The 25,046-nt window shown below is 42.2% G+C and carries 27 protein-coding genes and 2 pseudogenes; 20 read left to right on the top strand and 9 right to left on the bottom strand.

The window, feature by feature from the left end; translation table 11 throughout:
• Positions 1–128: 128 nt before the first annotated feature.
• The 4 genes from D1970_RS18800 (at position 129) to D1970_RS18790 (ending at position 5,370) form a co-directional block, all read left to right on the top strand.
• Positions 129–2,537 carry an immune inhibitor A domain-containing protein gene (locus D1970_RS18800; protein ID WP_119114395.1) on the top strand — a complete coding sequence of 803 codons (2,409 nt, stop codon included), beginning with the start codon at positions 129–131 and terminating at the stop codon, positions 2,535–2,537.
• Positions 2,538–3,080: 543 nt separating this feature from the next.
• On the top strand, positions 3,081–4,229 hold the full coding sequence (locus D1970_RS18795; protein ID WP_119114394.1) for a DEAD/DEAH box helicase: 1,149 nt from the start codon (positions 3,081–3,083) through the stop codon (positions 4,227–4,229).
• Positions 4,230–4,310: 81 nt separating this feature from the next.
• Positions 4,311–4,445 (top strand): protein YpzF, encoded by a 135-nt coding sequence (gene ypzF, locus D1970_RS22520; protein ID WP_281373562.1) that lies wholly within the window; start codon positions 4,311–4,313, stop codon positions 4,443–4,445.
• A 190-nt stretch (positions 4,446–4,635) separates the two neighbouring features.
• Positions 4,636–5,370, top strand: coding sequence for a CBS domain-containing protein (locus D1970_RS18790; RefSeq protein WP_259339715.1), 735 nt, complete (start codon positions 4,636–4,638; stop codon positions 5,368–5,370).
• Positions 5,371–5,452: 82 nt separating this feature from the next.
• On the opposite strand, the gene D1970_RS18785 is transcribed toward D1970_RS18790, so the two are convergent.
• The 3 genes from D1970_RS18785 to bioD are packed head-to-tail and all read right to left on the bottom strand — an operon-like array spanning position 5,453 to position 8,119.
• Positions 5,453–6,046, bottom strand: coding sequence for a biotin transporter BioY (locus tag D1970_RS18785; RefSeq protein ID WP_119114393.1), 594 nt, complete (start codon positions 6,044–6,046; stop codon positions 5,453–5,455).
• Positions 6,036–7,430 (bottom strand): adenosylmethionine--8-amino-7-oxononanoate transaminase, encoded by a 1,395-nt coding sequence (gene bioA, locus D1970_RS18780; RefSeq protein ID WP_119114392.1) that lies wholly within the window; start codon positions 7,428–7,430, stop codon positions 6,036–6,038. Before bioA ends, D1970_RS18785 begins: the two co-directional genes overlap by 11 nt.
• Positions 7,427–8,119 (bottom strand): dethiobiotin synthase, encoded by a 693-nt coding sequence (gene bioD / locus D1970_RS18775; RefSeq protein WP_119114391.1) that lies wholly within the window; start codon positions 8,117–8,119, stop codon positions 7,427–7,429. Before bioD ends, bioA begins: the two co-directional genes overlap by 4 nt.
• A gap of 270 nt (positions 8,120–8,389) precedes the next feature.
• Between bioD and D1970_RS18770 the strand changes: the two genes are divergently transcribed.
• From D1970_RS18770 to D1970_RS18760, 4 genes and pseudogenes are all read left to right on the top strand, one after another.
• Positions 8,390–9,532 (top strand): trans-sulfuration enzyme family protein, encoded by a 1,143-nt coding sequence (locus tag D1970_RS18770; protein WP_119114390.1) that lies wholly within the window; start codon positions 8,390–8,392, stop codon positions 9,530–9,532.
• Positions 9,533–9,603: 71 nt separating this feature from the next.
• Positions 9,604–10,203: a general stress protein gene (locus D1970_RS18765; protein ID WP_246370276.1), complete on the top strand. Its 600-nt coding sequence runs from the start codon at positions 9,604–9,606 to the stop codon at positions 10,201–10,203.
• Positions 10,204–10,300: 97 nt separating this feature from the next.
• Positions 10,301–10,672, top strand: a complete 372-nt coding sequence (locus D1970_RS23475; protein ID WP_336105014.1) for a DUF421 domain-containing protein — start codon at positions 10,301–10,303, stop codon at positions 10,670–10,672.
• A 12-nt stretch (positions 10,673–10,684) separates the two neighbouring features.
• Positions 10,685–11,122: pseudogene (locus D1970_RS18760) on the top strand (DUF421 domain-containing protein); the annotation flags it as partial.
• 31 nt (positions 11,123–11,153) lie between these two features.
• On the opposite strand, the gene D1970_RS22510 reads toward D1970_RS18760, so the two are convergent.
• Complete coding sequence (locus tag D1970_RS22510; protein WP_181213440.1) at positions 11,154–11,291, bottom strand: hypothetical protein; 138 nt, start codon at positions 11,289–11,291, stop codon at positions 11,154–11,156.
• A gap of 120 nt (positions 11,292–11,411) precedes the next feature.
• On the opposite strand from D1970_RS22510, the gene rraA reads away from it, so the two are divergent.
• From rraA to D1970_RS18725, 7 genes are all read left to right on the top strand, one after another.
• Positions 11,412–11,903, top strand: a complete 492-nt coding sequence (gene rraA, locus D1970_RS18755; RefSeq protein ID WP_119114388.1) for a ribonuclease E activity regulator RraA — start codon at positions 11,412–11,414, stop codon at positions 11,901–11,903.
• 93 nt (positions 11,904–11,996) lie between these two features.
• Positions 11,997–12,602, top strand: coding sequence for a SafA/ExsA family spore coat assembly protein (gene safA, locus D1970_RS18750; protein WP_119114387.1), 606 nt, complete (start codon positions 11,997–11,999; stop codon positions 12,600–12,602).
• A 613-nt stretch (positions 12,603–13,215) separates the two neighbouring features.
• Positions 13,216–13,563 (top strand): lmo0954 family membrane protein, encoded by a 348-nt coding sequence (locus D1970_RS18745; protein ID WP_119114386.1) that lies wholly within the window; start codon positions 13,216–13,218, stop codon positions 13,561–13,563.
• Positions 13,564–13,582: 19 nt separating this feature from the next.
• Positions 13,583–14,230 (top strand): PspA/IM30 family protein, encoded by a 648-nt coding sequence (locus D1970_RS18740; protein ID WP_119114385.1) that lies wholly within the window; start codon positions 13,583–13,585, stop codon positions 14,228–14,230.
• A 149-nt stretch (positions 14,231–14,379) separates the two neighbouring features.
• A complete protein-coding gene (liaF, locus tag D1970_RS18735) occupies positions 14,380–15,114 on the top strand; it encodes a cell wall-active antibiotics response protein LiaF (RefSeq protein ID WP_119114384.1) in 735 nt (244 codons plus the stop codon).
• Positions 15,111–16,163, top strand: coding sequence for a sensor histidine kinase (locus D1970_RS18730; protein ID WP_119114383.1), 1,053 nt, complete (start codon positions 15,111–15,113; stop codon positions 16,161–16,163). The genes liaF and D1970_RS18730 overlap by 4 nt, the downstream gene beginning before the upstream one ends.
• On the top strand, positions 16,156–16,788 hold the full coding sequence (locus D1970_RS18725; RefSeq protein ID WP_119114382.1) for a response regulator: 633 nt from the start codon (positions 16,156–16,158) through the stop codon (positions 16,786–16,788). The genes D1970_RS18730 and D1970_RS18725 overlap by 8 nt, the downstream gene beginning before the upstream one ends.
• Before the next feature lie 117 nt (positions 16,789–16,905).
• Here D1970_RS18725 and D1970_RS18720 read toward each other — a convergent pair whose 3' ends face one another.
• The 5 genes and pseudogenes from D1970_RS18720 to D1970_RS23140 form a co-directional block, all read right to left on the bottom strand.
• The gene (locus D1970_RS18720) at positions 16,906–17,709 is read right to left on the bottom strand and encodes an ABC transporter permease (protein WP_181213442.1); all 804 of its coding nucleotides are present in this window, start codon (positions 17,707–17,709) and stop codon (positions 16,906–16,908) included.
• 5 nt (positions 17,710–17,714) lie between these two features.
• Entirely contained in the window at positions 17,715–18,692 is a 978-nt protein-coding gene (locus D1970_RS18715; RefSeq protein ID WP_119114380.1) for an ABC transporter ATP-binding protein, read from the bottom strand.
• A gap of 13 nt (positions 18,693–18,705) precedes the next feature.
• A complete protein-coding gene (locus D1970_RS18710; RefSeq protein WP_119114379.1) occupies positions 18,706–19,515 on the bottom strand; it encodes an ABC transporter permease in 810 nt (269 codons plus the stop codon).
• Positions 19,515–20,315: an ArsR/SmtB family transcription factor gene (locus D1970_RS18705; protein ID WP_246370288.1), complete on the bottom strand. Its 801-nt coding sequence runs from the start codon at positions 20,313–20,315 to the stop codon at positions 19,515–19,517. Before D1970_RS18705 ends, D1970_RS18710 begins: the two co-directional genes overlap by 1 nt.
• A gap of 57 nt (positions 20,316–20,372) precedes the next feature.
• A pseudogene (locus D1970_RS23140) lies at positions 20,373–20,552 on the bottom strand (DUF5937 family protein); the annotation flags it as partial.
• Between the two features lie 545 nt (positions 20,553–21,097).
• On the opposite strand from D1970_RS23140, the gene D1970_RS22505 reads away from it, so the two are divergent.
• From D1970_RS22505 to D1970_RS18680, 5 genes are all read left to right on the top strand, one after another.
• Positions 21,098–21,253, top strand: coding sequence for a hypothetical protein (locus D1970_RS22505; protein WP_181213441.1), 156 nt, complete (start codon positions 21,098–21,100; stop codon positions 21,251–21,253).
• Positions 21,254–21,719: 466 nt separating this feature from the next.
• On the top strand, positions 21,720–22,415 hold the full coding sequence (gene vanR, locus D1970_RS18695) for a vancomycin resistance response regulator transcription factor, VanR-F/VanR-M family (RefSeq protein WP_119114376.1): 696 nt from the start codon (positions 21,720–21,722) through the stop codon (positions 22,413–22,415).
• Positions 22,408–23,514, top strand: coding sequence for a sensor histidine kinase (locus D1970_RS18690; RefSeq protein ID WP_119114375.1), 1,107 nt, complete (start codon positions 22,408–22,410; stop codon positions 23,512–23,514). The genes vanR and D1970_RS18690 overlap by 8 nt, the downstream gene beginning before the upstream one ends.
• A gap of 114 nt (positions 23,515–23,628) precedes the next feature.
• Entirely contained in the window at positions 23,629–24,522 is an 894-nt protein-coding gene (gene vanY, locus D1970_RS18685; RefSeq protein WP_119114374.1) for a VanY-A/VanY-F/VanY-M family D-Ala-D-Ala carboxypeptidase, read from the top strand.
• 294 nt (positions 24,523–24,816) lie between these two features.
• Positions 24,817–24,999 (top strand): hypothetical protein, encoded by a 183-nt coding sequence (locus tag D1970_RS18680; protein WP_119114373.1) that lies wholly within the window; start codon positions 24,817–24,819, stop codon positions 24,997–24,999.
• The last annotated feature ends 47 nt before the right edge of the window (positions 25,000–25,046 follow it).

Genomic DNA, 25,046 nt, shown 5'->3' with positions numbered 1-25,046 from the left:
CATTACTCATTAAACAACCATTTACTATATTTTAAAAATATTTACAATATTGCCTTTATGCTGATAAAATTAGTATCAGAGTCTTCTGAAATATTAAACATCGAATCTAGCATACGGGGGGTATTTATTTGAAAAAGAAGAGCAGCTTGAAGGTTTTTTCTAGCATTGCTGCAAGTGCTGTAGTAGCTTCTTCACTGTTTACCGGGACTTTCGCCGCTGCACAGCAAGAGGCAAAGCCAGCTTCTGTTAAACCGGCTATGTCTGAATCGGCGCCAATCGACCTGAATATTGTCGATCAGGACAGACTTGCTCAAGCATTGAAGGAGAGAGGCCTTGTTTCCAAAAATGCTACACAGGATGAAGTGGCCAAGGCAGTGAAAAAGTACATCGATAAAAAACAAGGTGAAAAGCCAAGCACGCCTGTGATGGGTGCTAAAAGCCTAACGAAAGAACAGCAAGGCTTTGACAAGAAAACGAAGGATTTCCTTTCCAAGCAAAAAGCCAAATTTAAAAAGCAGCTTGATAAAGGACATGAAAATTATAAAAGCGGAAAGCCTACAGGTCCTGCAAAGGTAGGCCTGGCGAAAGATGCAGGCTATAACGGTTCTGTCCGCGAAGATAAAGTACTGGTTCTTTTGGTTGAATATGCTGATTTCCCTCATAACAATATCGATAAGCGTGACGGTTATATGTGGGCGGATGATTTCAACCGTGAACATTACCAAAAAATGCTTTTCGGCGATGAAGAGTTTGAACTGTTCAACGGTGAAAAGGTACAGACTTTCAAGCAATATTTTGAAGAACAATCCGGTGGAAGCTATACGGTTTCCGGTGAAGTTTCCAATTGGCTGAAAGTGCCTGGGAAGGCCGCTGATTACGGTTCGGACAACCCTGCTGGCGGCCATGATAACGCGCCTGGAATCAAAGGTGCCCGCGGCCTGGTGAAGGATGCATTGAACGCAGCTGCTGCGTCTGGCATGAATTTAGCTGATTACGATCATTTCGATCAGTATGATATCGATGGCGACGGTAACCAAAACGAGGCGGATGGCCTTGTTGACCACTTGATGATCCTTCACTCCGGTGTCGGGCAGGAAGCTGGCGGCGGCAAACTGGGTGACAACGCTGTCTGGTCACACCGCTGGACGGTTGGAAATGCACCGTACCGCATTCCTGGCACAACGGCTTCCGTTCCTTACTGGGGCGGACAAATGGCTGCATTTGATTACACGGTAGAGCCTGAAGATGGAGCAGTCGGCGTATTCGCACATGAATATGGCCATGACCTTGGCCTTCCGGATGAGTATGACACAAATTATAGCGGCCACGGCGAGCCTGTAGCTTCATGGTCGATTATGTCCGGCGGAAGCTGGAACGGAAATGTTGCCGGAACTGAAGCGACAAGCTTCTCTCCGCAGAACAAAGAATTTTTCCAAAAAGTGATGGGCGGCAACTGGGCGAACATCATGGAAGTAGATTACAAGGATATCGATAAGAACGGTATTGCAACAATAATTGACCAAAGTGTCACGAAATCGAAAAATCCAGGAATGGTCAAAGTGAACCTTCCAGGAAAAGAAGTAAAAGGCATCCAAACACCGTTTGGCAGCAAGTATTATTACAGCGAAAAAGGGGATGACCTTCATACTACTATGTCGACCCCTGAATTTGACTTAACGAATGCAGCAAATGCTGTATTTGAATACAAAGCAAATTACGAAGTCGAGTTTGACTATGACTATGTAGACATCTCTGCTGTCACTAGCGATGGCAAAAAAGTTGCGATCGACAAGATTGGCGATGAAAACGTTGCTGAAGGTATGGATACTACAAAAGGCCAGTGGGCAGACAAGAAGTATGATCTGAGCCAGTTTGCAGGCCAGAAAGTAAAGCTTGTTTTTGAATACGTAACAGATGGCGGCTTGGCTCCAGCCGGTTTTGCAATGGATGAGCTGAAGCTGACAGTTGACGGCAAGGAAGTGTTCGCTGACGGAGCTGAAGGCAATGCAGCTGTTACACTTGACGGATTTATCCAGACGAACGGTACTTTCCTGAAAGACCACTACTACTACATCGAGTGGAGAAACTATGCTGGCTCCGACAAGGCGCTTGAATTCTCCCGCGGCGTGAAGTACAACACTGGAATGGTCGTTTGGTATGGCGATGACAGCTTCACAGATAACTGGACTGGCGTACACCCTGGCGAAGGATTCATTGGGGTAGTGGACGCACATCCTGAAGCTATTGTCGGTACAAAAACAGATGGTACGAAAACCATTAACCAAAGCACAAGGTACCAGGTGGCAGATGCGGCATTCTCTTATGACAAGTCTCCTGCATGGTACGTCGAAAACCCTACCCGCGGAACATATGACTACAAAGGTCTTCGCGGAGTGACAACGTTTGATGATTCCCGCAAGTATATGAACGATATGATTCCTGATGCTGGACGTAAAGTTCCGAACTTCGGACTGAAGTTCCAGGTGCTTGGAGAAGCGAAAGATAATTCTGCAGGTGCAGTCTGGATCCGCAAATAGCATGGATAGAGAGGCACCGGGCTTAAAGGCCCGGTGTTTCTTTTTTTGTTTGCGAATATTTTATGTAGAGCGTGGTGAGGTTTAACGGGAAGGGTCTTAATTTTTCTTTCGTTTTGTGAAAAAAATGCGGGAGGTTCACTTTTTTTGACTGGCGGGTGGTGAATTTGTGTTTGGGGATGTGAAAAAGAGATTATTGGTGAGGAAAACCCGTTTATTAAGCGTGAAAACAGATCCTGTAGGCTTTGTAAAATCACTTATTCCCAATTACAGACCGGATATTCCCGATTACAGTTAGGATATTCCCAGTAACGGCCAGGATATTCCCGATTACCGTTAGGATATTCCCAGTAACGGCCAAGATATTCCCGATTACCGAGGATATATTCCTAATAGATAGATACATAATCCATAATTTACTTATTTAGGAAAACGAGTATGCATATCCACTTTAATGTGAGCGCATCCTTTTGTGGGGCACTGGACTTATGGGGGCGTTTTGGTTACTATTCAATAGAGTAATGATGGATTTTGAAGGAGACTATAATGACTGAAAATCAATTGTTGATAAATGACTTGAAACCTTTTATACACGCTGCTTGGAGCAAGGCTGGCTTTGCGGCTCCTACATCTGTCCAGGCTGAAGCAATGCCTTTAATCCTTGAGGGGCGGAACGTGATTGCCGAGTCGCCAACGGGTACTGGCAAGACTTTGGCGTACTTGCTACCTGTGCTTGCAAAAATTGATACCGCAAAAAGAAATTCTCAGGCTGTCATTCTTGCGTCTTCGCAAGAACTCGTTATGCAAATTCTTTCTGAGGTTCAAAAATGGTCGGAGGGTAGCGGCATCACATCCACTTCTTTGATTGGCGGGGCAAACTTGAAGCGCCAGCTCGAGAAGCTGAAGAAAAGCCCGCAAGTGATTATCGGAACGCCCGGCAGGACATACGAACTGATCAAGCAAAAGAAACTGAAAATGCACGAAGTCAGGATGGTTGTCCTTGATGAAGGAGATCAGCTGCTTGTTGCTGAACACCGTGGCACTGTGGAGAGCATTGTTAAATCAACACTTGCCAGCCACCGCCAGACGATGCTATTCTCCGCAACGCTTCCGAACCATACGGAACAGGCTGCGAAAGAGCTAATGGAAGAGCCGGAAATCATCCGCATTAAGAAAGATGATACGTTCCAATCTGCAGATGTTGAGCATGGTTATTTTTTCAGGGATCCGCGCGAAAAAATCAAGGTCCTGGAAAAGATGTACAGGCTTGATTCCGCGAAAGTGCTTGTTTTTATGAAAGATATCGGCAACATGCAGGTTGCTTCAGAAAAGCTTCAATATAATGGAACCCCAGTGAGGGTCCTTCATAGCGACCTGACGAAACAGCAGCGCCAGACAAACCTGAAGCAATTCAGGGAAGGCGGTACAGAAATGCTGCTCGTCACTGATATTGCCGCCCGCGGCCTGGATATTAAAGGGGTTACTCATGTGGTCCATTATGACTTCCCTAGAAACCTTGAGCAATACATCCACCGGTCAGGCCGTACCGGACGCTTTGGAGCAGAGGGAACCGTCCTTTCCATCGTTAATGAGAGGGAGCTTCGCGACCTTAAAAAGTACTGCAAAGAAATTGGCAAAGTCCCGGAAGAGAAGGACTTTTACAAAGGGTCCATCATTAACGCTGAAGAGAGATAGGATTCAGGCGGAGTGAAGCCGAATATTTTCTTGTTCTATGCCCATACTATTTTTGAACCTTCAATAAAGGAGTCGAAACAGATGGGCAGGACAAAACGAGGCAACGCCAATGCTCAGCGCAACAATAACAAGAAAAAAGGCAATGGCACGAGTGAAGAGCTCGTCGAATTTACAACCGGACAGAAAGAAAAAAAGCAGAACAATCCTATAGACTAAACGAAATCCCCCTTACCCTGGGGGATTTTTGTTTTGCCGGCATAAGGTTTTTACAGCTGCTGCGGTTCGCGGTTATGATGAATATAGACAAAGCATGGCGCAACCAGCCAAGCTTTTTTTCACGGAAAAAGGATATGCAATAACAGTGTTGATCTATAGACTTAAAACTTCTGATACGGAGGAAAGCGCAGTGGAAAAAAAGAATCATCGGGACTTGTCCAGACAGTTTGAGGCGGCTTTTAACCGCATCCATAAATCATTAAAGGAAATGGTGAAAAAACCTGACAGCCAAGCGTTTGTTGAATTGCTCTACTCCGGTTTCAAGAGCCATTCACTTATCAGGAAATATAAAAAGGAACTTCATCAGTTTGCGAAGCTCCGAAATGCGATTGTCCATGAAAAGGTTGATATTGATTACTATATTGCTGAGCCTCATAAGGAAGTTGTCGACAGGATTGAAAAAATCGCCTCCCACTTTGAGCAGCCTCAGATGGCTGTATCCATCGCAACCACGCCCGTTTTTTATTATTATGAGGACGCCTTGCTGAAAGATTTATTAAAGGTCATCAACAAATTTGACTTTACCAGGTTTCCGATTTACGACAAAGATGGGGAGTATAAGGCGCTTTTGACCTCCACTGAGATTATCCAGTGGATGGCCAAGCATATATCGAGCAAATTCATCACCATCGAAAATGTGAAGGTGAGTGAACTATTAGCAAGCAAAAAGCACTACTATGTCCGTTTCGTCTCCGAGGCAGCAACCCTTTTTGAGGTCGAGGAATTATTCGAGGAATCGCATACGCGGGATAGAAAGCTTCGGGCAGTTTTTATTACCAAAACGGGAAAGACGAATGAAAAACCAATCGGCGTCATGACACCGTGGGATTTGATAGAAAGTGATGGGAACGTGAAGGATTCTTAAGACACTATTATAGTTATCGGGCTAGTGGCAGTTGTAAAAGGCATAATCACCATGAGAAGAGGTGATTATGCCTTTTAACTTATCAATTACATGAGGTATCTTTTTGCAGACTGATTTTATTATTAGCCCGATTCTTATGGAACTCTTTGTACAATCTTTTAGCTAAGACTCCGGCGATAAGTGAAATGAAGATATCGCCTGCAATGCTGTATACAAAACCAATCATTAAAATATGTGTCCAGCTACTTGGAACGCCCATCCATGTATTGAGCGCCATATATAGGTAGGGTACGCCAAATAAGTAGACTACTAGTAAGCCGGCAAAATTGGCAATAATAAAATGGTGGATCTTTGGATTTGCTATTCGTTCAATTATAAAACCTACAACAAATGCTCCAGCGATAAAGCCGATTAGATAGCCGAATGTCGGCTGCATAACATAGCCAAAACCTGCTCCGTTTGTGAAGACGGGAACTCCGGCCAAGCCCATTCCTACATAAACAAGCTGACTTTGCATACCTCTTTTACTTCCTAACAGACTTCCTGCTAAAAAGACAAACAACACCTGCAGTGTAAATGGAACATATGGCAGCGGAATCTTAATAAATGCACCAACTGCTGTTAATGCGGCAAACAAAGCGACTGCTGCCAATGAAACAGTTGAGCTATTTTTCATACTCAAAAACCTCCTGATTAAGCTGGACTGTTTCAAAATACTCCTGAATAACTTCATTCGTTATATCAATCATCGCCTTTATTTCCGCTTTCGTAATAACATATGGCGGCATGAAATACAGGATGCTTCCTAAAGGTCTTAAGAGAAGGCCTTTCTCGAGAGCCAGTCGGTAAATTTTATATCCAATACGCTCTTCACCGGGGAAAGGTTCTTTTGTTGCTTTATTCCTTACCAATTCAATAGCGCCAACCATTCCGGTTTGCCTGTATTCGCCGATGTATGGCTGATCTTTGAATAAATGGGAAGCCTGTTCATTCATGTAGGCACTTTTCTCTTTAATTTCATCAAGGGTACTTTCTTCTTCGAAAATTTGTAATACCTCAAGAGCTACTCTGCAAGCTAAAGGGTTTCCTGTGTAACTATGGGAATGCAGGAATGCTTTCATACTTTCATAATCATCATAGAAGGCCTGGTAAACGTCCTCTGTGGTCAAGACAGCGGACAACGGCAAATAGCCGCCCGTCAATCCTTTTGATAAGCACATAAAATCAGGTGTAATGCCTGCCTGTTCGCATGCAAACATTGTCCCCGTCCGTCCAAACCCTACTGCAATTTCATCCGCAATAAGATGGACATCATACTGCAGACAAAGCTCCTTCAGTTTTTTTAAATAAGAGAGAGGATACATTTTCATACCTGCTGCGGCTTGAATTAAAGGTTCAATAATGATTGCACTTAACTCTTCGTGATGCAGTTTTAATTTTTCCTCTACATAGGATATACATGGTGTGCTGCAGCTTTCGGGCATCTCGTTAAATGGGCATCTAAAGCAATCGGGCCCAACTGCCCTTACAGTGTCCAGCAATAGAGGCTGAAAGACTTCGTTATAAAGAGAAACTCCCCCAACAGACAGGGCGCCGAGAGTTTCACCATGATAGGCATCTGTTAATGCCAGAAAACGTTTTTTGTCAGGCTTATTCTTTTGCATGTGATATTGAAAGCTCATTTTCAAAGCGATTTCTATTGCTGATGATCCGTTATCTGCAAAGAATACTTTCGATAAACCTTTCGGGCTGATATTTGCTAATTTTTCCGCCAGTAAAATGGCTGGTTCATGCGTAAAGTTGGCAAATATCACATGTTCTAACAGGAAAGATTGATTTGTTAACGCAGTGCTAATCCGCTCATTGGCATGTCCGAATAAATTCACCCACCAGGATGAAACAGCGTCCAAATACTGCTTTCCATTTTCATCATACAGGTAAATGCCTTTTCCGTTTTTGACCACGATGGGAGGGAAGTCTTCATAATCCTTCATCTGGGAACAGGGGTGCCAAACATGGTTTAAATCTCTTCTTTGTAAGCTCGAAACTTCAGGGATCATATCATTGCCAGCCTTTCGTAAAATTCCGTATTTGCAATGTCGAGATTTTTTAACTCTGATAAGTCTTTTAACCTTGGTAAAACAAGAGAGGGCAAGCCTGTGATTTCCTGAATTGTCCTTATATTGTCAATCTCCAGATCAGTACCTTCGAAAGCATTAAAAACAATGCCAATAATGGGGATACCGCTCATTTTAAGCGCTTCAAGGGATAATAATGTATGGTTGATCGTTCCTAATTTTGTACGGGCCACCAATATGACAGGTAGCTGCGATTGTTTTATCAGATGAATAAAGTGATAGTTCCGCTGTTCATTTAAAGGCACATATAATCCGCCTGCACCTTCGCAAATAACATGGTCATACATCAGCTTCACTTGTTCGATGTGCTGCAGGATAATCTCTTCATTTACCGCAGTGCCTTCCAATTTAGCTGCATAGTGGGGCGAAGCAGGCTCCTTAAAAGAGTAACTATTAAGATGTTCTTCTACCAAAATTTGTTCGCTGAATGACTGATAGAATTCCGTGTCCCCATTTAGCTTGTTTGGATTTGTAGTCGTGATTCCAGTTTGAACAGGCTTGTAGGGCAGGACAGATGCACCTCTTGTCTGAAAATGCCGCATGAAGTATGTAGTTACTAACGTTTTTCCGATATCAGTATCTGTTCCCGCTATCCAAAAATGCTGCGCCACAACCTTCCCTCCTATATGTTAACCTTTTTTTATAAAAGGTTAACATATAAAAAGCAGCCTTGTAAATCTCTTAGATTTAAAGAGGAACCAATTGCAGCATGTTCGTAAGGGTGAGTCGGACGGTCAACAGTCGTTGACGCACTATTTTGATTATTGTATACTCCTATCAATCATAAAACATGGTTATCAGTTATTTTCGGATACATAGGTGCATCAAACTGCTTCGCGTATTGGGAATAGTTTTTTTATTAAAGAAAGCGGGTGGCTGGGTTGGCTGAGCGATTTGAAACATTGGTATTACACGGGACATGCAAGGTGAAAGGGAATATAAAAAGCAAAGCAGCGCCGATCTACCAGACTTCTGCATTTACATTTGGTGATCTTGATGAGCTTGAAGGTTTTTATCATGGAGAAGGGAATTATCTGTACTCGCGGGTAGGCAACCCAAATACGGACGAACTGGGAGCAGCCGTTGCTGCTCTAGAGGGAGCTCCTGCGGGAGTTGCAGCTTCATCGGGGTTATCAGCTATTCTTGCGGGAATCCTTGCGGTTGCGAAAAACGGCGATCATATTGTTGCGGCAGAAGATGTTTACGGCGGGAGCTACCATATGCTGAAGGCGGAACTCAGCGGACTGGGGATTGAGACGACTTTTGTTTCTTTTAAAGATTTGAAGAGCATTGAAGGGGCCATTACTGAAAAAACAAAGCTCTTGTATACGGAGTCCATTACGAATCCGTTCCTCCGCGTTGAAAATGTAGAGGAAGTCGTCAAAATAGCTAAAAAGCATGGTATATACACGCTCGTCGATAATACATTTGCAACTCCGTACCATTGCAGGCTGTTTTTGGAAGGCGTCGATCTTGTAGCCCACAGCGCGACGAAATATATTGGCGGTCATAGCGATGTGACGGCAGGGGTGATTGTCGGAGGCGCGGAGCTTATTGATAAGGCACGCGCGCGAATCGTCAATTTGGGCTTAAATTTAAGCCCCTTTGAAGCATGGCTTACATGCAGGGGGCTGAAGACGCTGGCTCTCAGAATGAAGGCGCAGTCGGAAAATGCTAAAGAGTTAGCGGAGTCGCTTAGGGACAATCGGAATGTGAGGAAAGTGTATTATCCTTTCGAGCGCGGAGAGAAAGGGTATGGAGCCGTTGTTACGGTCGAGCTTGGCCAGGAAGTGGATATCCATCGCTTTTTCAGATCGCTCGGCTGGGTAAAGATCGTGCCGACGCTTGCGGGTGTGGTGACTTCTGTCTCCCATCCCCTTAAAACATCACACCGTGCCCTGCCGCCAGAGGCGCAGGAGGAACTGGGGATTACTATGTCAGTCGTGAGAATATCTGTGGGAATTGAAAACAGCGGGGATATCATTGGCCAGTTTGATAAGGCGATTGAAATGGCTCTGATATGATTTTTTTTATGTTTATGTCTCTGAAGGACGGGTAGTTTTATAAATGTACTACTCGTACAAAGGAGGAATAAATGATGAATACACATATGAATGAACATGAAAAGCACCTTGTAGGAGTTTACAATAACGAAGGGGAAGCCATTGATGCAGTAGAAGATTTGAAGAGACAAGGCTATGCGACTGAGGATATTTCTATTATTGGGCGCGACAATGATGAAGTGGATGATATTAATGAAGCCACTGGCACCAAGACAGAAGCAGGACTTGCAGCGGGGGCTGCAACAGGCGGCGCGCTCGGCGGAATCGCTGGACTGCTTGCGGGAATTGGCGCGCTTGCGATTCCTGGAATTGGGCCAATCGTTGCGGCTGGTCCTATTGCGGCAACGCTGACGGGCGCAGCAGTGGGTGCTGGTGCGGGTGGACTTACTGGAGCCCTGATTGGGCTGGGGATTCCTGAAGAAGAAGCCGACCGTTATGAAGGATATGTAAAAGAAGGCAAGATTCTTGTTGTGGTGGAACGACGCAATGACCGTGTGAACAGCGGAGCTTTTGATGCTTCAGCCAATGCAAATGTAACAGGCGGTACAATGACATCAAATGACCCAACAAATGCACCCCTTACTTCAGACAATCCGGCCAATACCCGCTTAGGCGGCAGCAGAGACTTTTAACTAACAGTATTGAATCTTGAACAAGTATATATAGTGCAGCAACGCAAAGAGGCTTCCTGGCGGGAAGCCTCTTTGCGTTGCACTAATATCCTAAAGCGTGCCTGACCCCCGGTGCGGTGGTGTGTTAAAGTGTATCCCTTTTGGTAAATCAACCTATCTGTTTCACTCTCCTAAAATAGGGGGAATAAATGAGACGAGGTTTATAGCTGATAGGAGAGGATTCTGCTTTGATATATGGAATGATTGTTGTAAAGCTTGTGGTCGGTTTGGCATCCCTTGTCCTTGTCACACGTGTCTTCTTGGAAAAAAGCATATGTCACAGGTAACACCATTTGATTTCGTTTATGCTTTGATACTTGGAGGCACAGTAGAGGAAACGATTTTTCATCTTGACCATACAATCCCGCAAATGCTCGGGTTAATTGGTGTTTGGGCATTATTAATTTATAGCGTAGAAAAACTGACTTAGAAATACGATTGGCTCCGCGGCCCTTTAAAAGGGAAAAGCCAGGTGCTGATTAAGGATGGGAAGGTAAGTATCAAAGCACTTGAAAGAGCTAACCTGGAGTTGGAGCAGCTTAGGGGAATGCTCCGCCAAAAAGGTATTTTTGCATTAAGGGAAGTGAAGTACGTCATTCAAGAAACTAGCGGGGAAATCAGTGTCATGAAATACAATCGTTTTAACCCTGTAACTTATGAAGGATTAAATAGGGAAGCCCAAAATGAGCATGTGTCGGTTCTATTGATTGATGAGGGTAAAATACATGAAGAAAGCCTGAAAGAACTGGGTAACGATGAAAATTGGCTTTATTCCATTCTTCGAAAAGAAGGAGTCGATGATATCAAAGAAGTTTATTATGCTGAAAGGACTGAACCACACGGTCTATTTATTAAGAAATATAAGCAATGTATTTGTTAAACAAAAAGCTGCGGGATATCTCCGCAGCTTTCTATTTTTCCTGATTAAAGGTGTCAACCCTTGTTGAATCATTTGAATCAAGGCCTGAGGAGATAAAGTAAAAGAGGACCCCGCCAGATAGTCCCAGACAAAGGAGCATGCCAATCGTTACGACCCACCAATAAGCCATTTCAATCCCTCCTTTGTAGGTTATATGCAGGAAGGCAGGCGTTTTTTCCAAAAATTAAGGCAGGAATCGTGTGAGGGTTCACAGAAATAGCTAGGGAAAGGGAAAAGGAGGATGTTTTTTATGGATTTTAAAACTGCGGATCTTTGCGATGAGTTTGGAGGGGAGCTTGAGGTTAGTTCTTATGAGTTCAAATCCTACGGAAAAAAGCAGAAATTTTATGGACCCATTGAGACGCTTAAAGTATTTGAAGACAATGTACTTGTCAGAAAAGCGCTTGAAACAGTGCCGCCAGGAACCTTGCTTGTTGTAGATGGCGGAGGCTCACGCCGTTGTGCCCTTTTAGGGGACAGACTTGGAGAAATAGCCCAAAATCGAGGCCTTGCCGGTATTATTATTAACGGTTGTGTACGGGATACCGAAGATCTTGTAAAGCTTGATATAGGCATACTAGCGCTTGGAAGCAATCCATTAAAAAGCAATAAGGAAGGTAAGGGCGAACAAGGTGTCGCTCTTACTTTTGGCGGTTTAACCTTAAGTCCGGGAGATTACGTTTATGCAGATACTGATGGGGTTGTAGCTGCGAAAAAGGATGTTCTTTCTATAACCTTATAATCAAAACTAATGAAAAGATAGAATAAATATTTTTGGTTCTTGAATAAATTCGACCATTTTTCTCATCCTAACTTGGGAGGAGGATTGAGAAAAATGTTGAAGAAAATGTTATTTACTCTTGCAATTATGCTGCTGATTCCGACCATTTCGTTTGCACAGCAGGTGTACACAGTACAGCCGGGAGATTCCATGTGGAAAATATCTGTGAGATATCAAGTGGGCCTTTCCGAAATTATTAGTGCCAACAGGCAGATCAGCAACCCTGCAATGATTTATCCGGGTCAGAAAATCACGATCCCTGATATTAGTGCTTCCAAAAACGTTGAATATCGAGTGATTCAGCTGACAAATCAAGAGCGTTCCAAAAACGGCCTTAAGCCGCTTGCTTCTGACTGGCAGTTGTCAAGGGTAGCAAGGTATAAGTCTGCTGATATGAGGGATAAAAACTATTTTTCCCATACAAGTCCGACATACGGAAGCCCGTTTAACATGATGAAAAACTTTGGGATTTCCTATAGAAGTGCAGGGGAAAACATTGCCGCTGGGCAGCGTACACCAGAAGAAGTCGTAAAAGCATGGATGAACAGCCCAGGCCACCGTGCCAACATCCTCAATGCCAACTATACACATATCGGTGTTGGATATGCTTCAGGAGGTTCATACGGGCACTACTGGACGCAAATGTTTATCGCCAAGTAGACAATCTGAAAGTATGTATGAAAGATCGTCTTTACTGAGCTAGTCCTAGCGCAGTAAAGACGATCTTTTTTTGTTGGGGGCGATCTTTACCGCACCACCGCACCGGGGGTCAGGCATGCTGTGTGGGTTTGCTGTTATACCGCACCACCGCGCCGGGGGTCAGGCACGCTGCGTAGGTTTGCTGCTATACCGCACCACCGCGCCGGGGGTCAGGCACGCTGTGTGGGTTTGCTGTTATACCGCACCACCGCACCGGGGGTCAGGCACGCTGTGTGGGTTTGCTGTTATACCACACCACCGCGCCGGGGGTCAGGCACGCAGTGTGGGTTCGCTGTTATACCGCACCACCGCACCCCGGGGGTCAGGCACGCAGTGTGGGTTCGCTGTTATACCGCACCACCGCACCGGGGGTCAGGCACGCTGCGGGAGTTTGCCGCTTTACCACATCACCCGCCGGCACCATGCAAAAGCACGCTACAGTCTCTTGCCGCTTTACCACACCACCTGGTCCTACACGGTATCGGTCGGTGGTCCTAGAGGAAAATCAAGCTAGGGTTCGTTATGGTTTTTTTAACGCAGGGTTATGATGGAATCAAGAAAGGAGGGAGCAAATATGAAAAAAATTGGTTTGCTGGCAGCCGGAGGGATTGCGGCTATCGTGCTTATTTCAAACCTCGGCTCACTTATCGGGCTGGCTATCAGCCTGATCCTGCTGTACCTTGTGCTGAAGCAGTTCCTAAAAGCGGATTCCACTTTCAAAAAGATTGCTTGGGGAGTTTTAGGCTTTATCATCCTCCTGTCAGCCGCAGGAAACATTCCTGCCCTGGTTGGCCTAGTGGGAGCGGCTGTGCTTTACCTTGTATATAAAAAATGGAACGAAACAAGATCCTTTAACATCAAAGAAGACAATGACCCCTTTGACAGCTTTGAAAAGCAATGGGCAGAACTAAAAAAATACTAATGCTGAGGAGAGATTGAATATGAGTAACTTGATTAACCGCATAAAAAATATCGTGATGACTGATTTGCATGAAGCCTTGGAAAAGAAAGAAAAGCAAAATCCTATCGGCCTTCTGAACCAATACCTCCGCGACTGTGAACGCGAAACGGATAAGGTGCGCAAGCTGCTGGAACGCCAGCGCCAGCTTCAAGACCAATTCGGTAAAGAGTATCACTTGGCAGCTGAAATGACAGAAAAGCGCAAACGCCAAGCGGAAATTGCAAAACAAGCAGGGGAAGATCAGCTGTTTTCCTTCGCCGTCCTTGAACAATCTCAATACGAAGAGAGGGCAGCCCGTCTAAAAGCATCCATGTCAGAGGTGAGTGCGCAGCTGTCAGAACTTGAACAAAAATACGAAGAGATGCAGCATAAACTGAAAGACATGCATATCAGAAGGCTGGAGCTTATGGGGAAGGAAAATGCAACCCGCGCCCGCCGCAGGATGGACTTAGTAATCGATTCCGAGAGGTATGCAGATAAACCAGGCTCACGCTTTTCTGATATTGAGACTTATCTTGAACGCCTTGAGCAGGAGGCTGATCAATCATATTTGCGGTCTACAATTGACAGCCGGATCGATCAACTGGAAAAAGAACGAAAAAAACAAGAAACACATACTCTTTCATAAAGATAACGTGGTATTCTAAAAGAGGCGCAGGACAAATGTTTGCGCCTCTTGGGCACTTTTTTCCGGGATCCGCGAAGGATCCGGGAACTTAAAAGTGTGTTCTAAAAAATAGGTAGTAATAAGATACGAAATGAGAAGGAGGGGTGGACATGCTGCGGCAGATGAAAAAAGACTATATCAGCTGGATTGTAATAATTAGCGCTGTCCTCCTTTTACTTGAAATCTCTTTCTTTAACAAAGGCCTGATCTTCTCGCTGCCAGCTTCTGCTGCAATGATTTACTTTGGCTGGAAAAAGATGCCCCGCAAATTCGGGAAATTTCTGTTTTGGGGAGGCTTGCTCTTTTTAGCGAGCAGTGTGCTCGGCATGATGACATTCAGGTTCTTCCTGCTTGCCATTTTCCTATATATGATCCTTCAATTTGCACAATCAAAGAAAAGTCCGCAAACCATCCATCCGGTTCTGACTGAACCTGCCGGCGAACCGCAGGACACCGTCATTGTGGAGCAGCATCCGCTGTTTAAAAATCAGCTATTCGGGCAGCAGCAAACCCCCAGCCACGTATACGAATGGAACGACATCAATATTTTCACAGGGATTGGCGACAGCATAATTGACTTAAGCTACACAGTCCTTCCAAAAGGGGAAACCATCGTCTTTATCCGAAACATAGTGGGAAGCATCAAAATTTTCATTCCTTATGATGTGGAGGTAAATATCCGCCATGCTGCGGTGGCAGGCTCAGTCGATGCACTGGAGCACCATGAATCGAAAGTATTCAATCAGACACTACTTCTAAAGACTCCCGGCTATGACGGAGCAGAACAGCGAGTCAAGATTATCACCTCGATGCTTGTCGGAGATCTTGAGGTGAAAAGAATATGAATACCATCCAGCGGCAGATTCTAGGAGGGATCCTTCTCAGTGTCCTGTTATTTGTTTTTTTGACAGCAGCATACTTTTGGGAATTTCCGTTTAAAGAGTGGATTGACCTTTGGGAACAAGAGCTGTTTGATATCCCGTTTATTCTGTTCACGGCCTCTGTCAGCATAACGATTGGTATTCTGTATGGTGTGTTTTCAGGGTTTTTTCTGCACCGCCAGTTCCAAAGAATCGACCAATGGCTGTTCAAGATGGAAGAAGGCAGGCATGCCGAAACCGGGCAGGGGGCTGTACTTCAAGAGGTCACAGATATTTCATCCAGGATTGACAGGCTTCAAAAGCAAATTACGGAAAAGGCTAAGCTTTCGCAACGCCTTGCAACAGAAAAAGCAGAAGAGCAGGAAGTAAGGATCCAGAAAATCGTTTCACAGGAAAGAAACAGGCTTGCACGCGAACTTCACGATTCTGTCAGCCAGCAGCTATTTGCTGCTTCCATGATGATGTCTGCCATCAACGAGCAGAATGCTGAAAGTCCAGTGAGTGACCATGAAGCAAAACAGCTCAAGATGGTCGAAGAAATGATCCACCAGTCCCAGCTGGAAATGCGTGCATTGCTGCTGCATCTCCGCCCTGCTGCGTTGAAAGGGAAAAGCCTCCAGGAAGGCATAGAAGAGCTTATGGTCGAACTTCAGCAAAAAGTTTCGATGAAGATCAGCTGGAAAATAGAGCCTTTTCTGCTTGATAAAGGGGTGGAAGACCATCTGTTCAGAATCCTCCAGGAAGGTGTATCAAATACACTGAGGCACTCAAAAGCAACTGAATTGGGAGTTTTATTGGTGACGAGGGATGATATGGTGATTCTTCGCATTTCCGATGATGGCGTGGGCTTCGAAGCAGATGAGCCTAAAGCAGGTTCATATGGCCTCCAGAATATGCATGAGCGCGCCGGGGAGATAGGCAGTACACTGAAAATTGTCAGCGTCAAAAACAAAGGGACAAAGCTTGAAGTCAAAGTGCCAATTTTGCATACAGCGGGTGATGAAAATGATTAAAGTGGTATTTATCGATGATCATGAAATGGTGAGGATTGGAGTCTCATCCTATTTGTCCGCCCAGCCGGACATCGAGGTGATCGGGGAGGCTGACAACGGCAGGACTGGCGCCGAAATGGCCCTCGAACTAAAGCCTGATATTATTTTAATGGACCTGGTCATGAAGGAAATGGACGGAATTGAGTCGACGAGGCAAATCATCGAAAAATGGCCTGAAGCAAAAATCATCATTGTAACAAGCTTTCTCGACGATGAGAAGGTTTATCCGGCACTGGAAGCTGGCGCCACAAGCTATATGCTAAAAACATCAAAGGCGAGTGAAATTGCCAATGCTATCCGGACGACTTACCATGGACAGCCGGTGCTTGAGCCTGAAGTGACAGGAAAGATGATGGCGAAGATGCGTCAAAAGCCAGTCATCCTTCCGCACGCAGAGCTGACAGGGCGAGAAATGGAAGTACTGCTCTTAATAGCGCAAGGCAAAACGAATCAGGAAATTGCCGATGAACTCTTCATTGCATTAAAAACTGTAAAGACGCATGTCAGCAATATCCTGAGCAAGCTAGAGGTCCAGGACCGGACCCAGGCCGTCATCTACGCCTTCAAGCACGGATTGGTGAAGTAAGCGGCCAGGGCAGCACTGGAGCTTAATAAAAAAGGAACCGGTAAGCTCTATAAAGGCTCGGCCGGCTCCACATGATTAGATAACAACATATTTTGTGCCCTGTAAATTCAACAACATTTAAAAAAGAACCATATTTCCGGTTTCCTTGGCATGGTGTTCTGCTTTCTTTAAAAGGAGAACCGAGACTGTAAATAAAATGGCCAAAACTCCCGCCAACATTAGGAATTGATCTATCAGCTGTAACAACCCAGCTCCATCCAAAATAAGTTTCCGGAATATATCCAGTACATACGTTAACGGGAAGAAAAAGGCAATCACTTTTCCCCATACAGGAAAGGCAAGTACTGGAATGCGGACCCCCGAGAAAAACTGCATAGGTTCTTCGAAAATCGTAAAAAGAATGCCTGCATCTCTGGAGAATAGAAACACAATGTTTAAAAAACCTCCCCAAACGATAGCGGAAATACTTAAAAACAATAAAGCAATTGGGACATTGGCCCAGTGAATGTGGTCTGCTTGGCCGGTAGTCAGAAGCACAAGCAATGTAAAAAGGGTAAATAGCCAAACGGCTTCAAAGAGATTCCCAGCAGCTCGCGCGTACATGACAGTAATACGGGAAACCGGAGTTAAAAAGATTAACTCCAATGTTCCAGCCTGACGTTCATAAGACATATTCCAGGCAGATTGAACGAGGCTCCAAAAAAAGATGTAAGCAAGGTATCCAGTTAATAAAAATAAAATGATTTGGTCTGTCTCTATGTATGCAGACAAAGGGCCAGTAGCGGAAAGATTAAATGGCTTGAACGAATAATACGAAGTCACGAATAAAAGGGCAGGCCAGATAAGCAGCGAAAAATAGACGAGCTTATTATGGAAGTTATGCTGATGGCTTTTAACTGCTTCAGCCCATAAAATGGACATACACCTCATGCTGATTTCTCCTTTGCAAGAGCAAGAATTGCATCCTCCAGCCGAGGCCGCTTCAATTCAAGCTTCTGGATGGAAATCTTCTGTTCCACACAGATCGCAATAATGATTGAAGTCGGATCGAACGGTGCTTTTATCTCCAATATTGTGCCATCTGAAGATGGGAGAAACTGAATCTTGCAGCTTGGAAGGCCCTTTGCAAGTTTACTCTGTTCCAGTGCTGACAGAGTTCTAGTTTCAACAGAAACATGAAATTCATTTACGACGGTTTCCGTAATTTTTTGTGGTGTGTCATGAAGGACTATTTTTCCCTTTTCTATAATATAGACTCGGTCACAAAGCTCCTCCACTTCTTCAAGGTAGTGGCTTGTTAAAAGAATTCCTTTTTGCTGCTCCTTTGCCAGGTTCTTTACTGTCTCCCTCAATTGTTTTGCTACCGGGACATCAAGTCCAAGGGTGGGTTCATCCAAAAATAAATACCTGGGATCATTTATCAGGCCACGGGCAATTTGAAGCCGCTGCTTCATTCCTTTTGAATAAAGCTCGACTGGTGTATCGCTCACTTCAGATAAACCAACCTGACTCAACAAGCTACTAATTTTTTCTTCAAGTTCAAGACCATGAAGACCATACAGCTTACCGAAATAACGAAGGTTTTCAGCCCCAGTTAACCGCCAGTAGAGCATCCGCTCACCTCCGGCAATCATGTTCACAAGACCTTTTACTGCCATGGCATCACAAACTGCGTCTAACCCATCGACTGAAATAGTCCCTGCTGTAGGATTTAATAGGGTGCATAGCATTTTAATAGTGGTTGTCTTGCCAGCACCATTCAATCCAAGTAAACCAACAATTTCCCCTTCACTGATTGTTAAATCAATTCCATCTACAGCCTTTACTTTCTGTTTTTCTTTTCGAAGAAAGCCGGCCTTCTTTGATATCGTATAAGTCTTCTTCAATCCTTTAGCTTCTATCACATCTATTCCCCCCTTATCCGAAATGCTTTTCCAAAACGATTTTTTCCATCTTCTTGATGCATACCGCTCCAATAGGAAAATAAACAATCCCCAGCACGAGTATTTTTAACAGGAGAGGAAATACTTCGGATAAAGGCTTTCCCTCTATCCAAACCATCCTTAATGCATCCAGTCCGTGTGTTAATGGCATGATTTCACCGATTAAAGCGACTGATTCAGGCAGGAATGCGGGCGGAAACGTTATGCCGCAAACAAGGCTCATTAGTACAAATAAAGTATTTTGGGTTATGTATGTGTCCCTGAAATACAGCATGAATGTCCCAAGTATGAGCGCCTGGGTAAATGTAGCAAGAATTAAAACAATAAGGACCACAATTATATTGATCCAATTGATATTTTTCAGGTGCAAACCGAAAAAGTAGCCTGCGGAGGTTATTGCAAAAAACTCCAGTCCAACCCTCATGAAGCCTTGGGCCATGTAGCCTAAATAGTATCCCTTTCTTGAAGAAGGAGAGAGGAGCAGTGCCTCTAGTGTTCCCTCTCTAAGTTCGGTAATGATGGCGCGGCTAACAATCATCAGTAATGAAACTGAAAAAGAATATAGAAGCCCGCCAAGGATAACATAGGAAAGATAATCTCCTGTACCTGCCGATGAGATGAAACGATTATTGAGTTCTCCACGGAACACATAGAAATAGGACAAATAGGCAAACACAATGATATAAACACCGCTTAATATATGGCCCAGAAAAAATGACCATGGAAATGCTCTTCTCATGACCAAATAGTTCCGCTCAAAAGTTGCGGAAAAGGGAAGCCACATTAAGATTCCTCCTTTTTCTCGATCAAAGGCTGGTCGAAAAATTGATTTAAATCGACTATTAATTGATCTAATTTTTCTTTATTGGTTTTATAAAAGACAAAATTCCCATGCCGTTCGCTCTTGAGCAGGCCAGCATGCTCAAGCATTTTAAGATGCTTGGAAACTGTAGATTTTGCGAGTCCAGTCTTATCAGCCAACTGCTGTGTACAGTATGGGTGATAAAGAAGGGTTCTAAGAAGATTCATTCTTGTTTTGTCTCCCAAAGATTGCAGTACATCCAACAAATCTCCCGGAACCCCTTGTGGTGCTGTTTCATCAGGCAGAGATACCTGAAGATAGACAATGATTTCAGACGTTTCAATTCCCACAAGCAGGTGAGGGGCAATGAAAGACGATGGGTAAATGGTTAAGGAATCAACTTCTTCATAGTCAAGTATCCACGTTTGAGCTTTTATGAATTTTAATGATTTTCTCTCTACCTTGAAACGGGGATGAACAGAACCTATTGCCGCGACTGGGTCCTGTAGCGTTTTTTGTGAGAGTTCGTGAACTGATTTAATCAGCCAGGGTTCAACCCTGAAAAGCTCTCGCGCAAAAAATTTCTGTTGGTAGACATAAAGGAATTCACATAGACCATCAAGGAAAAATTTTGGTTTAGAAATCATTTCTTTTTCCATCAAGGTTAATTCGTCTTCCGGGAGATTGGCTCTCTTTCCTAGGATAGGTTCAATGATTGCTTCCGGTTTTAATTGCCATAACCTTTCAATGGCTTCTTCAGGGTGCTTTTCTTCAAAATGCAATCCATCGTATACATCAAAAAAATTGAGCCATTCATTGCTGATTTCACTGTAATGACAAAAGGAATTCCACAAAGAAGGCTTCATGCTCTTTCTAATCTCCTCTGCCCATTGCAGCCTCGTCAGGTGGTGGGCAGGATTATACAAAACATGCAGACTTGTAATCATTTCGCGAAAGGGTGAATAAATAATTCGTACATGCGTAGCTAACCAATGATTTAAATCATTCAAAACGATCATCCTTCTTGATTCGCCAAAACGCGAATCAAATATATAATTTTGCAAAATTATTCAGTATTTTATAAAAGATTAATAGGATTGTCAACATCATTGTGTATTTACATATCTTTTTTTGCAGACAATAAAAAAAAACCTCAGGCCTTTTAGTAACAGGTTCACTTCAGGGGTGCAAATAGTTAAATCACAAAGGGAAACACACTCGATTTCACATATGATTTCGCAGTGTGTTTTTTTATTGCAATTTAAAGGATTATTCGTGTTTTCTCCATTTTTTCACATATGAATTCACAAGGGTATTCTCAAGGGTGGAAATAATTATTGGAGTGAGTGTGAATTATGGTGTGAATTCAAGTGTGAAATTCAATATATTGGTGTTATCTGAGAAGGTTATATATTAAAATAAATATAAAGATTGTGAAATTTTTCACTTAAACAGGGCAGTTTACTTCAATTTGAAACTTCATCTATTGGGGAGGTTAAAGAAAAGTAAAACTTAAATAATGTTGAGATTGTTAATTTATAAATTTGAAGGGGAAAAGAGCAATATGTTTCAACTATCAGTAGGTATTGGAGTGGCTATTGGTGCAGGTGTTGGAATTATCATTGGATCAATATTTAATTTAAATATTGCATTTACAATAAGTATTGGAGCAGGATTAGGACTCATAGGAGGTTCTGTGATAAAAATGTTATTTCGTTAATGTTAAATTTATTGATTCCAAGACGGATTCGAGAAGTTTTTACTTAGGGATGGATAGCGTTATTTTAGATTTAGGTATTAAACATTTCTCGATAGTTCCTTTTTGAGGAAAAATTCTTTAGTAATTAGTAATGTGAACCTTTTCGCTTAAACAAACTGGGTGCTTGAGTTAAAGATCTGAGCTGTTACAAGGCAGCTTTTCTTCTTGTACTAACGTAAGCAGTTTAGTTGAACAATCGTCATTAGCTTTTTTTCAACAATCGAGCCAGATTGTGGAGTAGCACTCTAAAGGAAAATAAGGTATTTTTCAATGATATTGTTAAGGATTGTAATTAAGATAATAGGAAGTTTAGTTGAAGAGCTGTGTTTATTTTTAGTCCAACAATAAGACCATTTTTTTTGAAAAAGAAAAGACATAATAGAAAATGAATAGGACCTATATGTAAACTTTATTTAGGGGTGCAAATATGAAAGATATTTCGATACTAATTGCTGATGATGAGGAGGAAATTGCTGATCTAATTGCCTTTCATTTAGAAAAAGAAGGGTACCGTATCATGAAAGTATCGAATGGTCAAGAGGCTGTTCGTGTTGTCGAGAATCAGGTCTTTGATTTGCTGATTTTGGATATTATGATGCCGAAAATGGATGGATATGAAGTAACCCACCGCATTCGTGAACAGCATAATATGCCTATCATATTTTTGAGTGCTAAAACATCTGATTTCGACAAAGTACAGGGACTCGTAATTGGAGCAGATGATTATATGACTAAACCATTCACTCCCATTGAATTGGTAGCTCGAGTAAATGCCCAGTTACGGCGATTTACTACATTGAATCAAGCTAAGACCGAAAATAAATCAAATCTAGAGTTTGGTGGACTAGTTATTTCTCCTGATCAACATGCGGTTACTCTTTACGGTGAATATATTGAGCTAACTCCTAAAGAGTTTGATATTTTGTATTTACTAGCCAGTCATCCAAAGAAAGTTTATAGTGTGGAAAACATTTTTCAGCAGGTGTGGGGCGAAGCATATTTTGAAAGTGGGAATACCGTTATGGTTCATATTCGTACGTTACGAAAAAAACTTAAAGAAGATAAACAGAAAAACAAATTAATTAAAACTGTGTGGGGAGTTGGGTATACATTCAATGGTTAAAATCGTACGAAGTTTTCGCTCAAAAATGATTGTGTTATTTGGATTGAGTATGATTCTGTCTGGTACCATAACTTATATAATCTTTAAAATACTTCAATATTATTATCATACTTGGGTTGATTACGGCGATTTATTAACCCATTTTCGATTATTTATGAACAAAATTGGAGACATTAATTTCTTTTTACTTTTCTTTATTCCACTTTCGATATTGTTTTTCTTTCTCCTTACGAAACGCTATTCTACCTATTTCAACGAGATTTCAAGCGGAATTCACTACCTTGCTCGTGGCGACTTTCAACATCAAGTTGAAATCCAATCAAATGATGAATTCAATGATATTGCGAAAGACATCAATCTCGCAAGTAAAAAATTAAAAGAAGCAATAGTAAGAGGTGACTTTTCGGAAAGCAGTAAGGATCAGCTAGTCGTAAACTTGGCACATGATCTGCGTACACCACTGACTTCTGTTTTGGGTTACTTGGATTTAATCCTTAAAGATGAAAGCTTGACGAAAGAACAAGTCAGGCATTTTTTAACGATTGCTTTTACTAAATCCCAACGTTTAGAAAGGCTAATTGATGAATTATTCGAGATAACTAAAATGAATTATGGAATGCTGCCAGTAGATAAAAAAAGATTTAATTTAACTGACCTGCTAAACCAATTAAATGAAGAATTGTATCCTGTATTCGAAAAAAATCATTTGATTGCCCGGATGAATAGTCCGATCCATTTACCCATTTTGGGTGATGGAGATTTGCTAGCACGACTGTTTGAAAATCTTATCACCAATGCAATTCGTTATGGATATGACGGTCAGTATGTAGATATTAATGGATCCATTGAAGCAAATGAAGTGGTAGTACAAGTTGTGAATTATGGAGATAGCATTCCTCCAGATGAACTCCCGCATCTTTTTGATATGTTCTATACCGGAGACAAAGCACGAACCCATAGAGAAGATAGCACAGGATTGGGCCTGTTCATTGCGAAGAATATTGCAGAGCAGCATAATGGATCAATTACTGCTGAAAGCAGCGTCGTACAGACAACTTTTGAAGTCCGATTACCAAAGGAAAGTGAACAAAATAATTAAGATAGATTGATTTCAAATACATGATTTAAGAAAAATTTAAGATTTACCCCACTCTTTTTTTAAATAGTTTTACCTATTATTTTAAATAAAGAAGAATAAGGAGGAAACTGAAAAATGAAGAAGTGGGGATTTTTACTATTATTACTTTTGTGCTTGTTTTTAACCTTCATATATAAGGAATCGTTTTTTGAATCAAAAGCAGATATACCAAATGTAGAAGTGCAGAAATATGATCAACATGAAAATGATAAAGCAGAGGATAGAAGGGCTTCCGAAAATAGCCAACAAACAGATATTACAGAAGAACAAATTTATCAAGGAAATCTGCTATTGGTCAACAATGAACACCCAGCTCACCAAGAGAGTATTAAATCAGACGTGGTCAATTTATCCATGTACAATGAATTGACACAGGGATACGTGTTATTAGGTAGTGAAGATTATATGTCAAAGGATATTGCACATACATTCTCAGAGATGGTTGCTGATGCTGGAAAAGATGGACTCCATAATTTCGCCATCACAAGTGGATTTCGCAGTTTTGAGGAACAAAATATACTATATGAACAAATGGGATCTAACCGGGCCCTACCTCCGGGTTATAGTGAACACAATTTGGGTTTATCGCTTGATGTAGGGTCTACACAGATGAAAATGGAAGATGCACCAGAAGGAAAATGGATAGAAAAAAATGCATGGAAATACGGCTTTATTTTACGCTATCCAGAGGATAAAACTGATATTACAGGCATCCAATATGAACCTTGGCATATTCGCTATGTTGGTTTGCCGCATAGTGCGATTATGAAGGAAAAGGGTTTTGTTTTAGAAGAATATTTAGATTACCTAAAGGAGAAAAAGAAGGTTTCGGTTAAGATCGAAGGTAAAAAATATACTGTTTCTTATTACCCTTTTTCTGAAAACATGACCATTAATCTGCCGAAAAATCACGAATATGAGATTTCAGGTGACAATATGGATGGAGTAATTGTGACCATTTACGAATGATAAATGAAAACAGGAAATTTAATTTATACCATAATCGAATCAATGTAAGAGTAAGTTTATAGGTAAAAGATTATTCCACAAACTGAAATGTTTTGTTGTTCAAAATTATCACCTCAATACCAGACTAATTACAATATATAAATTTGTATATTAGAAAATAACGCTTTATTCGACTTAAAAACTTATCGGTAATGGGCAGGAGCATAATTTTATGGATATTAAACAAACGAAGCAGGTTAGTTGAAGAATAAAATGGATTTTTATGGTAAAATATCTGAGGGATGGTGAAAAATTATGAAAAAGAATTATACGGTTTTCTTTTTACTTTTGTTTGTTTCATCTATTTCGGGTGGTATGGCACTTAAAAATTTTTTCGACTATTCAATGATTATTGGGGTTGGGTTAGCAATGATATTTCTTTTCGCTGCTGCGTTTTCTCTTGGGAAAAAGAACAGGAAAAACAAATCATATAACTAAATCCTTTATTAAGCTAAACCAGCTAATAGTTTGTCAACATTTTTCAA

This window comes from Mesobacillus zeae (assembly GCF_003570705.1).
GTDB lineage: Bacteria > Bacillota > Bacilli > Bacillales > Cytobacillaceae > Mesobacillus_C > Mesobacillus_C zeae.
The sequence above is the reverse complement of the archived record's forward strand: the minus strand, read 5'-3'. Positions and strand labels throughout refer to the sequence as shown.